At 69.8% G+C, this 12948-nt stretch carries 12 protein-coding genes; 8 read left to right on the top strand and 4 right to left on the bottom strand.

The features are described from left to right. Positions 1 to 419 precede the first annotated feature (419 nt). The 8 genes from ACFY16_RS25850 to ACFY16_RS25885 all read left to right on the top strand — a co-directional run bounded on the left by ACFY16_RS25850 (position 420) and on the right by ACFY16_RS25885 (position 7139). A complete protein-coding gene (locus ACFY16_RS25850; protein WP_390649564.1) occupies positions 420 to 1421 on the top strand; it encodes a hypothetical protein in 1002 nt (333 codons plus the stop codon). Next, complete coding sequence (locus ACFY16_RS25855; protein WP_390649565.1) at positions 1421 to 2116, top strand: ATP-binding protein; 696 nt, start codon at positions 1421 to 1423, stop codon at positions 2114 to 2116. The genes ACFY16_RS25850 and ACFY16_RS25855 overlap by 1 nt, the downstream gene beginning before the upstream one ends. A 113-nt stretch (positions 2117 to 2229) precedes the next feature. After that, positions 2230 to 2796: a WhiB family transcriptional regulator gene (locus ACFY16_RS25860; protein ID WP_390649566.1), complete on the top strand. Its 567-nt coding sequence runs from the start codon at positions 2230 to 2232 to the stop codon at positions 2794 to 2796. Beyond that, on the top strand, positions 2793 to 3869 hold the full coding sequence (locus ACFY16_RS25865) for a DUF2637 domain-containing protein (protein WP_390649567.1): 1077 nt from the start codon (positions 2793 to 2795) through the stop codon (positions 3867 to 3869). The genes ACFY16_RS25860 and ACFY16_RS25865 overlap by 4 nt, the downstream gene beginning before the upstream one ends. Positions 3870 to 3973: 104 nt before the next feature. Further along, a complete protein-coding gene (locus tag ACFY16_RS25870) occupies positions 3974 to 4198 on the top strand; it encodes a hypothetical protein (RefSeq protein WP_390649568.1) in 225 nt (74 codons plus the stop codon). 158 nt (positions 4199 to 4356) lie between these two features. Next, a complete protein-coding gene (locus tag ACFY16_RS25875; protein WP_390649569.1) occupies positions 4357 to 4860 on the top strand; it encodes a plasmid mobilization protein in 504 nt (167 codons plus the stop codon). Further along, on the top strand, positions 4860 to 6629 hold the full coding sequence (locus ACFY16_RS25880) for a relaxase/mobilization nuclease domain-containing protein (protein WP_390649570.1): 1770 nt from the start codon (positions 4860 to 4862) through the stop codon (positions 6627 to 6629). The genes ACFY16_RS25875 and ACFY16_RS25880 overlap by 1 nt, the downstream gene beginning before the upstream one ends. Positions 6630 to 6734: 105 nt before the next feature. Further along, positions 6735 to 7139, top strand: coding sequence for a hypothetical protein (locus ACFY16_RS25885; protein WP_390649571.1), 405 nt, complete (start codon positions 6735 to 6737; stop codon positions 7137 to 7139). 139 nt (positions 7140 to 7278) lie between these two features. On the opposite strand, the gene ACFY16_RS25890 is transcribed toward ACFY16_RS25885, so the two are convergent. The 4 genes from ACFY16_RS25890 to ACFY16_RS25905 all read right to left on the bottom strand — a co-directional run bounded on the left by ACFY16_RS25890 (position 7279) and on the right by ACFY16_RS25905 (position 12653). Beyond that, positions 7279 to 10680 (bottom strand): hypothetical protein, encoded by a 3402-nt coding sequence (locus tag ACFY16_RS25890; RefSeq protein WP_390649572.1) that lies wholly within the window; start codon positions 10678 to 10680, stop codon positions 7279 to 7281. Positions 10681 to 11244: 564 nt separating this feature from the next. Further along, positions 11245 to 11562 carry an esterase gene (locus ACFY16_RS25895; protein WP_390649573.1) on the bottom strand — a complete coding sequence of 106 codons (318 nt, stop codon included), beginning with the start codon at positions 11560 to 11562 and terminating at the stop codon, positions 11245 to 11247. 102 nt (positions 11563 to 11664) lie between these two features. Continuing rightward, entirely contained in the window at positions 11665 to 12201 is a 537-nt protein-coding gene (locus tag ACFY16_RS25900; RefSeq protein WP_390649574.1) for a hypothetical protein, read from the bottom strand. Continuing rightward, the gene (locus ACFY16_RS25905; RefSeq protein WP_390649575.1) at positions 12180 to 12653 is read right to left on the bottom strand and encodes a DUF317 domain-containing protein; all 474 of its coding nucleotides are present in this window, start codon (positions 12651 to 12653) and stop codon (positions 12180 to 12182) included. Before ACFY16_RS25905 ends, ACFY16_RS25900 begins: the two co-directional genes overlap by 22 nt. Positions 12654 to 12948 lie beyond the last annotated feature (295 nt).

Genomic DNA, 12948 nt, shown 5'->3' on the forward strand with positions numbered 1-12948 from the left:
GCAGCACTCTGCTGTTGACAGGAGGGCAACAGTAAAGCGTATGTTCATGCTTGTGGATCACAGAATAATGTTGTGCCGACCTGGAAGCCCTGGTCGGAGCCACTGGAGCAGTAGCGAGAGGAGCGGGATGGTCCCCGCCGTACGCAGCGTGAGGCGGCCTGTCACTCGCGCATGAAACGCCGATGCCCAGGAGCGGCAACTCCCGGGCACCGAACGATTTTGATCAATGGCCCCGGCAAGGGCCTCGACCACATCAATGCCGTCCCGAGCCTCGGTATGGGCACTACGGGACGACACCTCACCGGAGAGTCTTGCATGTTGCTAGCCCTACGAGAAAGGCCCGGCCTCCCCGGCCAAGGCCGAAGCTTCCCGCCCATCCGCGCGGATCTACGCGGCTGCGCGATCGGAGGCACTTCCTGATGGCCCGCATTCGGACGGTCAAGCCGGACCTGTTCGTCAACGAACGGGTTGCGGCCTGCTCGGTTACCGCGGTCGTCACCTACATCGGCCTGTTCACCCAGGCCGACGACCACGGCAGGCACCGGGACAACCCAGCGATCATCGCCGGCCTCCTCTGGCCGCTGCGTGCCGAGCACACCCCCGTCCACGTGGAGGAAGACCTCCAGCAGCTCGCCGACGCCGGCCTGATCTGCCGGTACACCGGCTGCGACGGCAAGCGGTACCTGCACATCACCGGCTGGTACGAGCACCAGAAGATCGACAGGCCCAGCCAGTCACGCCTCCCGGTGTGCGTCGCTCATCACAGCGACAGGCGGTGCGGCCCCTGTAAGGGAGCCTGCGCCGAGGTCGACGCGAACCCCCAGGGAGGCCTCGCCGAAACCTCGTCGAACCGTCGACGAGCCCTCGACCCGGGTCCCGCACCACTCCCGGGTCTGCCCAGCAACCGCACCACAGCGCCGCCCGCCCCCGGGAACGTGCAGCCTGTCGACAGGGAGGCGGCCAGCGGCCAGGGCAAGGAAACTGTAGGTCAGGGCCTATTCGATGAGGTCTCATCGAAGACTCACCGAGAGCTCGACGAGGCCTCGACGTCCGGATCTAGGATCTTGGATCCTGGATCTTCTTCTCCTACGGGGCGCACAGCGCCCGGCGCCACCACGGCCGCGGATCTCCTCGCCGAGTACGTGACCTCCTGCGTCCAACGCCCACCCGGTGACGTCCTCGGACACCTCGGGCGCCTGCTGAAGAAGCTGCTCGCCGAAGGCATCGACGTGGAGCACGTTCGCGCCGGCCTTGCCCGCTACGCCGAGATCCAGGGCCATCCCTCCCGGCTGCCGAGCCTCGTGAACGACGCCATGAACGCCCGAGTCCCCGCCGTCCAGGCCGCATCCCGGACCGGCACGGCCCACCGGGCGTGGACCAACCCGGCAGACGCGGCCGCCGCGTACGCCGAGGAGCTGTGATGAGCCGCGAGCCCGAACTCCTCGGCGCAGGAGCCCTCCAGCGACTGCAGCGGATCCTTGCCGCCCGCGGCATGAACCCGCAGAACCTCCCCGACGCCCCGGCTGACGCCGAGCCGTACACCCCGCTGGCCCTGCTGGAAGCCCGGCTGCCCCCGCGCTACTGGACCGCCCGGGCCGACCACCCTGACGTGCTGGCCTGGACCCGCGACGTGATCGCCCGATCCGAGGCACCGAACCCCGGCGCGCGACGCCAGATCACCACCGGACCCAGCCTGCTCATGGCGGGCGTCACCGGCGCGGGCAAGACCCACCAGGCATACGGCGCGGTCCGGGCCCTGGCCGAAGCGGGCCTGGTCCTCCGGTGGCGGGCCACCACGGCCGCCGACCTGTATGCGGACCTGCGCCCCCGCCCCGGCCACGACACTGAGCGCGAGCTGGAGACGGTCAGCCGCTACCCGCTGCTGATCCTGGACGACCTCGGTGCGGCCAAGGCCTCCGAGTGGGTCGAGGAGATCACGTACCGGCTGATCAACCGCCGGTACAACCTGATGCTCCCGACGCTGGTCACCACCAACCTCGCCATGCGCGACCTCCGCGACCAACTGGGCGACCGCGTCGCCTCCCGGCTCGCCGAGATGACCACCCGGGTCACCTTCGAGCCCGTCGACCGCAGACGCCAGCCCCACGTGGTCTGACCTGCCGCAGGCCACCACGCCAGCCGCGCCGCCAGCGCGCCACCCCACTTCCCGACCCAGCGCACTACTCCGCCAACGCCCACGGCGCGCGGAGCGCGATCGGAGCAACCAGCATGACCCCCACGACGTTGAGCCCTGCCCGCCACCGGTCGCTCGGCGACCACACCTGGCAGGACCAGGCTGTCTGCCAAAGCACCGAGTACAACCCGGTCGACCCCGAAATCTTCTTCCCCGAGCCCGACGAGACCGCCAAGATCACCGCAGCGAAGTCGCTGTGCGGCCAGTGCCCGGTCCGCCGCACCTGCCTGGACGCCGCCCTGGAAGGCGGCGACACCCACGGGATCCGTGGAGGAATGACGGAGGAGGAGCGTGCGCCGCTGCACGAGAAGCTCGCCAGCCGTCTCGACTACAGCCGCGTCAACGCCACCGTCGCCGGGCGCGACGTCCACCTCACCAAGGTCGAGCGCCGCGCGGTCGTCCGCGCCGCCTACCGCCACGGCCTCACCGAACAGCGCCTGGCCTGGCTCCTGAAGGTCACCGAGGAGCACGCCCAGAAGCTGTACCGCGAGACCCGCCGGGCCTTGCGCAACCGAGACCTGGAGCAGACCACGATGACCACCCCATCCCCCGAGACCGACGGCAAGCACCTGGGCCGCGACGACCTCGGGACGGCGGCGTGAGCATCGCGAGCGCGCCGAGCACGGCGCCTGTCACCGGGTGGGACCGCGCGGTCGTCATCGCCCTTGGCGGTGCGGGATGCGCCTTGTCCTACGACGCCCTGCAGCAGATGGCCGTCGCCATCCATGTCCGGGGGCTGCTGACCTACCTCTTCCCCTTGGTAATCGACGGGTTCATCGCGTACGGCATCCGCGCTCTGCTGGTCCTGCGTGACGCACCGCTGCGCGCCCGGTTCTACGTCTGGACACTCTTCGGCACGGCCACCGCTGCCAGCATCTGGGCCAATGCGCTGCACGCGGTCAGGCTCAACGCGGAGAACACCTCGGCCACCGGGCTGCGGCTCGGAGACACGGTGGTCGCGGTGCTGTCCACCATCGCCCCGCTGGCCCTGGCCGGAGCGGTGCACCTGTACATCCTCATCGCCCGGGGGCCGGTCAAGGACAGTGACCGAAGCGACCGAAGTGACCGCGATGACCTCGGCCAGGCCGGTCACCCAGGTCAGTCCGAGCTTGTCCTGGTCACTCGGACTGACCGAGCCGGTCGGCAGCAGCCGCAGCCCGGTCAGGTCAGCGCCGGACAGGCGGTCACCGCCCTGACCGACCGGCCCCGCCTGTCCCTGGACAAGAAGACCCCGGATGCCCGGACACTGACCGGGGACAGTGCCCCAGGGGACAGCAGCAGCCAGGACAGCGGTCACCATGACCGGGAGCCCAAGCCTGCTGACCTGGGCGGACAGCCGGACACCACCCCGGCGGTCGGTGACCGACAGGCCGTCACCGAGTCGGTCACCGGTCACCCGGACAACCTCCCACGGGTCGCTGACCGGCCGGTCACTCCGCCCCCGGTCACTGACCGCGCCACCCGGGCAACCGGTGGCCGGCGACCTGACCCGGACACCGAGGAACTGCTGGAGATCGCCCGGTCAGCGGTCAGGGCCGAGGACAAACTGACCCGCAAGGTGGTCGCTCAAGCGATCCGCGGTCAGCAGATCCCGCTGTCCAGCGACACGCTGACCGCCCTGATGGCCCAGCTCCGCCAGCAGCACGGACAGTCGGTCACCAACCCCCGGAGCTGACCGCACACCCCATGGGAGCGGGTGACCAGCCGGACACCTCGGCCGGTCACCTGCCCCGGACACCCAGCCCTACGACCTCCTCCCGCGAACCGGAGAGCACCGTCATGCGCACGAACCCCGCCACACCCGCCGAGGTGGACACCTGGCTGACCGTCCTGCACCAGCGCGGCCACCTCCACCGCGCCGAATCCGGCCCCGACAACACCTGGACCGTGCAACGACGCCCACACAGCTGCCCCTGGACCCTCCACCACCCGGTCCTCGCCATGGACTGGATCGAGGAAGTCGTCCGCGACATCCACCAGCACGACCCGGAGACGAGCCAGTGACCGCCAACGACCCGGCAGCCACCACGTCCGGACAGCAGCGTGACCCCACGACGGCTCCCGGCGGAGCAAGTTGTCGCATACGACGGTCCTACGGCCCATCGCATGCACTTGCCCCCGCCCAGGGGGGCGGGGGAAGTCCGGCTGGTCCCCGAGCGAGGGTGCACGGTGACCAGCCGGACTCCCGGCACCAGGGGGCGCCCGTCGTAGGAGGAGAAGCAGACGACCGCGCCCCGTGCGAGCAGCAGAGCCCGAGCCAACCTGCGTTCCCCGACCGCAAGCCGCGCCGACGCGCCCGCAACCCGAGCCAGCGCACCCACAAGACGACCACCCGCCTGTCCGACACCGAGAAGACCGAGATCACCGCCGCCGCCAAGCAGCGCGCCGTCACCGTCGCCCGTTTCCTCGCCGCCGCCGGCCTTGCCATCGCCCGCGGTTCGACCACCGCGCACACCAACGAACAGCTCGACGCCGCCATTGACGAGCTGGCCGCCCTGCGCACCGCCATCTCCCGTGTCGGCAACAACATCAACCAGATCGCCTTCGTCTACAACGCTGGAGGGCAGCCCCGCCCCGGCGAACTCGACCACGCCCTCACGACCTTGACCCGCGTCCTGGCCCGCGTAGACGACGCGGCCGACACCCTCGTGAAGAAGCGCCTCTGATGGTCCCCAAGATCCGACGCGGCTCGCGCACCCATGGCCTGCTCGTCTACCTGTACGGACCCGGCAAGCGCGACGAGCACACCGACCCTCACCTCGTCGGCAGTTGGGACGGCTTCGCCCCCGACCCCGGCCGTGACACCAGCCCCGACCCCGACCCCAAGGTCACCCTGGCCCGGCTCGCTGCTGCCCTGGACCTGCGGGTCAAGCAGGCAGGCGACAAGGCGCCGGCCGAGCACGTCTGGCACTGCTCGGTGCGTACCGATCCCGGCGACCGCACCTTGACCGACGAGGAGTGGAACACCGTGGCCCGCCGCCTGGTCCACGCCGTCAACCTCGCCCCCGAGGGCGATCCGGACGGCTGTCGATGGGTCGCGGTGCGCCACGCAGACGACCACATCCACATCCTGGCCACAATGGTCCGCGGCGACCTGCGCCGCCCAAGGATGAACTACGACTTCAAGAAGGCCCAGGCCGAATGCCGCCGCATCGAACAGGAGATGAGCCTGCGCCGGCTCAAGCCCGGCGACGGCACCGGAGCCCGGACGCCCACCAGCGCCGAGCGCTTCAAAGCCGAGCGGAGCGGCCGACTGGAGACACCGCGCGAGACGCTGCGCGAAGCCGTCCGCCAGGCCGTCGCCGGAGCCGCCAGCGAAGCCGAGTTCTTCACCCGCCTTCGTGAGGCGGGCCTGCGTGTCAAGCTCCGGCACGCCCCCTCCGGTGACGTCCTCGGCTACACGGTCGCGTTGCCCGGGGACCGCAACCGTGACCGCGAGCCGGTCTGGTTCGCGGGCTCGACCCTGGCCCCCGACCTTTCCTATCCGAAGGTCCAGCGCCGCCTTGCCGACGGAACTCCCGACGCGGTCATGATGCGGGAGGCCGACAGTGGCCCATCGGACTGGTCGCCGCCAGCACGGGGGCGACGCACCGCCACAGGGGTCGCCGAGCGCGCCGCGATCCTCCTGGACAGCGACGATGACGATGCCGCAGCCCAACTTGTAGGAGTGGGCGAACTTCTGGACGCGGTCGCCCAGACCTCTCCGGCCGCCACCCGTGCCGAACTTAGCGCCGCCGCTCGCTCCTTCGAACGAGCCACCCGCAGCCACGTCCGGGCCGAACGCGCTGACACCCGGGCGATCCGCTCGGCGGCCCGGGGGATCATCCAGGCCGGCGGTGCGCTCGGCCGAGGAGAAGACGGCGGAACCACCGCCATGCTCGTCTCCACCCTGGTCCTGGCGGCTCTGGCCGCAGCACGCTGGCACTCCGCACGCGGTCACGCCCAGCAGGCCGAAGCCTCCCGTCAGACCGCCGAGCACCTTCGCGCCGCCTACCGCCAGGCCGCTGCCGCACCCATGCAGGCCCTGCGCGACCAGGGCCGAGCCTTGCCCGAAGCCCAGCGCCGCGCCTACGAGACCACCATCCGCGCCGCCCTGCCCGAGAACCGCACCCGACCCGGCACGAGCACGAAGAACGACGCCTTGGCCGCCACCCTGGCTCAGGCCGAGCAGGCAGGCCACGACCCGAAGGCCCTCCTGCAGGAGGCCATGGCGATGCGCGAACTCGACACGGCCGACAACGTGAACGACGTCCTGGTCTGGCGACTGTGCCGCCTCGCCCAGCTCCCAGCCCACCCGGGCGAAGCTATTCGACGCCCGCAGGCCAGCACCGGCCGCGCCACGCCTCCGGCCAACCGGATCGGCGTCCGGACCGCGCCCCCGGCCTCGCCAAGGCCCGCCGCACCGGACCCGCACAGCCGCCCGCCGCGCCGCTGACCAGCAGTCCGGCGGGCCCGCCACCGGCCTGCCGGATTGCACGAAACCCCTGGACAACAGGCTCCACCCGCTTTTACGGATGAAGAGAAGGCCCTCGACCGGGAGATGACGCTCGTGCTCAGAACGACCGACCACCACGTAGAGCCGCCCCCCGTCCTGCCTGCGGTCCCCGCCGGAAACGATCCGCTGCCGCAACTCCAGTACGAGACACAGCCGCCCAGTGGACCCGGTGCGACGCGCTGCCTCAGCCACCCGCCGGAGCTGTCCATGCGCGGGATCCCCGTGATGTGCTCGGCCTGCCGGGCCCGGCGCGACTGGCTGCTCATCAACCACGGCCGCAATGTCTGGGTCCGCTGCCGCTGCAGCAACCAGTGGCTCGAGCCCGAGATCAGCCGCGCCGACTTCGACGCCATGATCGCCATCCCGGACGGGATGACTTACCCCAGCGTCGAGCAGGGCCTGATCGCACTCGGCTTCGACGGTGCCTTCGCCGGTACCTACTTGGACTAACAGGTGGAATTGAATCAAATTTAACAATTCGACATCAACAGCGCAGAGGGTCGAGATGCGGTTCGGCCGGGTTCGAGAGGCCGTGCCTCAAACGGGGGCGCTGACCAGCTACGAAGCAGCCGTAGGGCGCCACTCGGGATTAGTCTTCCGGGGCGGAAGGGACTGCGACCGTGCCGTCCAGACGCAGACCGTACCTTTCAAGGCCGGGCGTGACCTGCTGCCCGCCTTCTGGCCAGGAGAACAACAGACGAGTGGCCGCCCCGCTGCCTGCTGCGGCGCGTCGGCATGTCTCCTCGTACTTGCCATGCCTCAACAGATGGGCGATCAGCTCGGTGTCGGCGTACTCGTCGCCCGCAGCAGCCCGGTCCCTCAGCTCGGCGATTCGGCCCTTCTTCACCAACAGCGCTGCCAGCCGCCGACCGTTGCGTTTCCCCAGCGGCCCGGGCTCCGCCTCCAACAGCTCCAGCAGCTCGTCGTCCAGGCCATGTTTCTCAAGCATCTCGATCAACGGGTAGCGGGAGCCGCCGGGTGCCGAGTCCGCCCGGCGGCGCCACAACGCCACGGCGTCCGGCACTCTCCCCTGCTCCTCCAGCCAGTCGCTGAGGATGCCACACGCTACCCCCTCGCCGTATGCGGCCCGTTGCTCCAGCTCGGCGATCCGTCCCTCCTCCAACAGTCTTTTGGCGACGATCCGTTGGGCATGACGGTCGCCTGCGTCGGCACGGGCCAACAGCTCGTCGGCGCGACCCTGTTCCAGCAGCATTGAGGTGATCAAGGCATTGAGATCGTCGTTGCCGCCGTGCTCGTGCTCGAAGGCGACTGCTACTTCGATCGCCTCATTCGTGCGGTCGAGTCGGTTCAGCAGATTGATCATCCGCCAAATGCTGTGCTCGTCTTGGCTCCATCGTCGGCAACGTTCGACAGCGTGCTCGGCCACCTTGGGATCACGGGCACTCTGTGCCACCCAGAGGTCAACTACGACGTCCCTTGCCCTGTCGGCGTCCTCATCGGCCATCTCCTCCAGCTCATTTGTGCGCCCCTGGTCCCGCAGTAGATCCGCGAGTCGGCCAAGCGCCGTTCCCTCCGCCAGCCAGCGCCGCAACCGCGCCTCGGCCTCGGCCGCGCCCGCCGCCGAGCCGTCCTCCAGGAGCAGGTCCACCAGCAATCGTCTGGCGTGGTCGGTTCGCGCCTGGGCACGGAGCAACTCGACGGCCTCAGCACGGCGGTCGAGGCTCAGCAGGCAATCCGCAGCGAAATCGGTGGCGGGCAGATAGCCCTGTTCGGCCAGCGCTGACCAATGGGCAAGGCTCTCTTCAGAGCGTCCGGCCTTGTTTAGTGCTCTGGCCAGTTCTACGGCCGCGCTCTGATGGACGGGCGCGTACCGGACGAGCTCGGCGGTCAACTGCTCCGGATCGTCGAGGTCCGATCGGGCCCAAGCCACCAGGGCGTCGATCGCCTGAGTCTGTCCCTCCACGGCCTGCGGTTCGAGGAGCTGCCGAGCATCGGCGGTCAATCCCTGCCTCTTGAGCAGTTGTGCTCGGCGAACCACACCATCCGGGCCAGCTGCCCGGTAGAAGTCGTGCGCCAGCTCGTACAGCAGTCGCCACTCGGCGCTCCACCCGAGCTCGGTCAGGATCCGGGTGTCCGTAACTGTGTCGCGCATGGCCTGCCACGCCTCGGCCGGGACCGGGAGAAAGCGCCGGTGCCGCTCACCGGTACGCAGCAGGTAGTCGGCGATGGTGTAACCGACGACGCTGCCGGGTTGATCACCGGCTGTCGGCGAGAGAGCCGCGGTCGCGCCGTTCACCATCGTGGTGCAGTAGTCGAGCGCGCTGTCCAGCCACTGGGGTGTCGCTCTGGCCCACTGGGCCGACGTGAGATAGCCAGGTGCTGCCGCGCGTAGGTAGTCGACAGTCAGGATTTCCGGTCCCCCGAGCCGGACAGCGTCGATCGCCGCATTCATCAGTGCCCTGCCGTAGACATCGCCGCTACGCCACCGACGGACCAGGGCGGGTGCACCGGCCAGGGTCTGGAAAAGGCCGAAGTCGGAGCCTGCCAGCGCCGCAGCGATTCGCGGATCCCTGCCCGCAGCCGCTTCGGCGGCTGCTTGCTCGGACTCGCTCAGCTCGCCGACCACGTCTACGATCCTGGCGAGTTGGAGGACCTCGCGGGCCTCGGTCGACGTCCTGCTGGGGGCGGCATCGGTCGCTTCCGCTGCCCCAGTATGGCGGTCGTAGGACTCTGGCCACAGCGCGCCGACGATCACCTTCGGTTCCCGAGGATCGAGCAGCCGCAGCAGGGTCGCCGTGGACAGCGTCGGCTGGGCGTCGACGAAGTGCCTGAGGTCGTCCAGCCACACCACCGCTCGGCCCGCACCGAGGTCGACCAGCTCTTCCAACTCCGGGGCGTCTTGCGGGCGCAGCAGCCACCAGTCGGGCAGTTCGGCGATGACGGCCTCGTAAGCCGAACGGCTCTTGCCCGTGGACGGCTCGCCGAGGAGCACGATCAGCCCTCCGGTCGTCGCCATCTCCCTTACGGCACGTCGCAGTTCGCGGTCGTGGTCGCGCGGCACGTAGAGCGGTAGGTCTCCCCGGGCTCCCTGCGCCTCGATCGCTGGCTTGACGCCGAGCATGCGCGCGTTCCACTCCGTCACCCGGCGTAGGCCGCTCACTGCCGGGTCCAGATCGGCACCGGTGCTCTGCTTTCCGACTCGGCCGGTGGTGCCGGTAACCAGGGGATTGTTCATCGGGACGCCCGGCGTGGGCCGAGGTCCGCCGACGGCGGTGCCGTCATCGGGTTCACTGTCGGTGGCAGCCGACTGGTGCCAGGTGTCGGGGTCAGTGAGCAGAAGTCGCTTAAGCGCCGTGTACGAGCGGTGCTCCAGTGAGTCCGGCCGGACGATGGTGAAGTGGTCGCCGGGGAGCACGCCGACGTCCCGGAAGACACTTCGGGCCGAGGCCGGCTTGACGATGTTGTCTGCATCGCCAGCGTACGCTGTGATGGCGATCGGGCACGTGTCGGGAGCAACCGCTTTCGCGTGGTCGATGCGGGTCACGACCGCCCGCTGCGCTTCGGTTACGGCAGCGGTGATTGGTCGCAGTTGATGCTCCTGCGGGTGCCGACCCCACCAGACCGCGCGGCGTAGGGTGAGCGCCAGTTCGGAGCCGAGGTTGGGACAGGCGAACAGCACCACGCGCCGGATCCTGGCCAGTTCGGAGCCCCGGCCTTCGCCGAGCATTCTGGCGAGGTAGCGCTGGACAACCAGGCCACCCTGACTGTGGGAGACCAGCACCAGGTTGTCGAAGTCCCGTGCATCCACCTCCAGGAAGCCCCGCAGGTTGTCAGCCACGTCGTCGAACGACGGGATGCGGCGTAGCGGACTGAACGAGGCTGGCCGGGACGTGTACGAGAACGACAGGGTCTCGACGGCGTTGAGATCAGGGTCCGAAGCCAGCAGCTCCTGGAAGGGAGCCCAAACCGCACTGGAGGAGAAGAGCCCGTGGACGAAGACCGTTCCGAGTCGTCGGCGCGCCGCTGCCACGTGAACTCCGCCTTCCGTCAACATGATTGATCGGCAGGAGCTTACCTTCGTCCGCCGTTGGACCGAGGCGAAGCGGGGGCCGTACACGTGGCGCAGGCTGAGGACGGCAAGAGGCCAGCGCAGCTGCGCGGTGTCAAGCCATTTGTTTGCCCTGGTGCCTTCTGGAGCCAATCTGTCCAAGATCTCGCGGGACCTCGCACCGCTGGCGTGGAAAGCGGCTGACCATCGGGCCCGCGTCATACGACACGTCAGGAATACGTGCTGTCGGTTCAGGGCAGCACGATTCTGCTCCTAGCACCAGCAACGAACACAGTTTGCGTAGCATGCTGGAGTATGCGTCCGACGTGGGACCGTGCGGTGTTCCAGCCAGCTCTTGCGGCTGCGGGCGGTCCGGACGCTGATGCCCAGGTGGGCGGCGACCTCCGGATCCCCCCAGAGCTGCTGGTCGTCGGCCATCGTGTCCCCCTCGTTCGTCGGTGATGAGCGTACGCAACATACGGATGGGCGGGCGTACGGCAAGGCCGCCCCTGCCGGACGGCGCAGGGCGGCCTTCTGCTGTTGCGATCAGACCTCGGCGAGGCGGTTGGAGAGGTCCAAGGCGACGGTGGCGACCGCGAGGGCGGCGCACAGGCCGGTCACCTCGTGGAGGGTGGGGTGGACCAGGCGCGGCCAGTTGTCGGGGGCGGCGGGCCAGGAGGCGAGGAGGACCTCGGTGGTCGCCAGGCCGAGGTGGGCGGTGACGTCCCAGCCCGCTCGGGAGGCGGGCTCCCAGTGCAGGCGGATACGGCCGAGCGGGAGCCTGGGGGCGCCCGCCGGGAGCCAGGAGACGTCGAGCGGTCCCCCCGGGAGGGCGGAGACGCGCTGGACCAGTGCGCCGCTCACTCCCGACGGCATGGGCCGCACGGCGAGGGCGTGCAGCGGGCGGGCGGCGAAAGGGTGGGGTCTCGGTGAGATCGGGGCCTCCTGGACGGGTCGGTACGGGGGTCAGGCCCAGGCGAGGGCGTCGCGGACAGTTGCCGGGAGGTAGCCCTCCTGTCCGTCCTCGGCGATGAACGCCGCGCCGTCGCCCACGACGACGTCGGTGCCGAGGTAGTGCGCGAAGGGCCAGTCGGGGTTGACGGCCAGGCGGATCGGCAGGTTGGGGTCGAGGTTCTGAAGTTGGCGGAGCAGGTGGCCGACGGTCAGGTGGTGGGGCACGGAAACCTCCGGGAGCGAGATGGGCGGGTGAAGCATGTGTGGTGGTGGAGCGTCAGCGGACTCGAGGCGGAGCAGGTTGCGCAAGACCTTCGGGCCGGTCGGGGTCGGCTTGGGCTGGCTGGCGAGGTGTCGCCTGCGGGACTCGTTGACGTAGCTCTTGCCGGGGTTCTTCATCTGCCAGTCGCCGCACGAGCAGATGGCCTGGGTGTAGGCGCGGCCGGGGCAGTCGGGGTGGAGCGGCTTGTCGGAGGTGGTGTGCTTGTGCTCGGCCGGGCAGTCGGTGCCGTCGGCGTGGTGGTTGGTCAGCGGCGCGCGGTGGGCCAAGGGGTGTTCCTCTCGATTTGGTCGGGGCCGGGCAGCCCGGCACGCGAGCCGACCGGCGGCGGGGTGGTGCGTGCGGTGGTCCGGAGGGAGACCGGCTGCGGGGCGGTGCGGCTGGGGCCGGCGATGAGCGCGGCGAGGAAACCGGCCACGGCCTCGGAGGGGGTGTAGAGGCCGAACTCCTGGAGCCAGGGCTCGGCGTTGGCGGGGATGACCCGGACCTGCCAGACGATGCCGCGCTTCCAGGCGGCGGTGTCCTCGGGGAGCCAGCCGACGTAGACGCGGCCGTCCGGGCTGGTGCAGTGCACGTTGGCCTCCGGGGTGTCGACGATTGCCCAGCCGAGTGCCCCGAGCAGTTCGAGCACTGGGCCCGCGCAGTGGTCGCTGGAGAGCCAGGCGCGTTCCTCCACGGCGGGGCGGATGACAGCGGGCAGGAGGCTGCTGGAGGCGTTCACGAGTGGACAGTCCCTTCGTTGACCTGCGGTTTTCCCGACATCCGTACGTTGACATGCGGTGCGCCGAAGTACGTAGTCGTTTCCGGGAAGGTGGTGTCTGCCGTGGGAGAACTGGCCGCCGAAGGTGAGAGACCGGCGGGCCGGGGAATGGATCGGCGCGGCCGGTTGTCGCAACTCGGTTGCGGCGCTCGGCCGCACAGAGCCGAAGGGGCAGCAGGCGTGGTGGAGTCGAGTAGACATTGGGTCGGTGCCGGGCTGGAGCGCAAGATCCGCGGCGCAGGGCAGCCATGGACGG

The organism is Streptomyces sp. NPDC001315, from assembly GCF_042896175.1.
Classification (GTDB): Bacteria; Actinomycetota; Actinomycetes; order Streptomycetales; family Streptomycetaceae; genus Streptomyces.

Coding starts and splice junctions, on each gene's coding strand:
- ACFY16_RS25850 (WP_390649564.1), top strand. CDS start 420: ATGGCCCGCATTCGGACGGTCAAGCCGGACCTGTTCGTCAACGAACGG.
- ACFY16_RS25855 (WP_390649565.1), top strand. CDS start 1,421: ATGAGCCGCGAGCCCGAACTCCTCGGCGCAGGAGCCCTCCAGCGACTG.
- ACFY16_RS25860 (WP_390649566.1), top strand. CDS start 2,230: ATGACCCCCACGACGTTGAGCCCTGCCCGCCACCGGTCGCTCGGCGAC.
- ACFY16_RS25870 (WP_390649568.1), top strand. CDS start 3,974: ATGCGCACGAACCCCGCCACACCCGCCGAGGTGGACACCTGGCTGACC.
- ACFY16_RS25880 (WP_390649570.1), top strand. CDS start 4,860: ATGGTCCCCAAGATCCGACGCGGCTCGCGCACCCATGGCCTGCTCGTC.
- ACFY16_RS25885 (WP_390649571.1), top strand. CDS start 6,735: ATGACGCTCGTGCTCAGAACGACCGACCACCACGTAGAGCCGCCCCCC.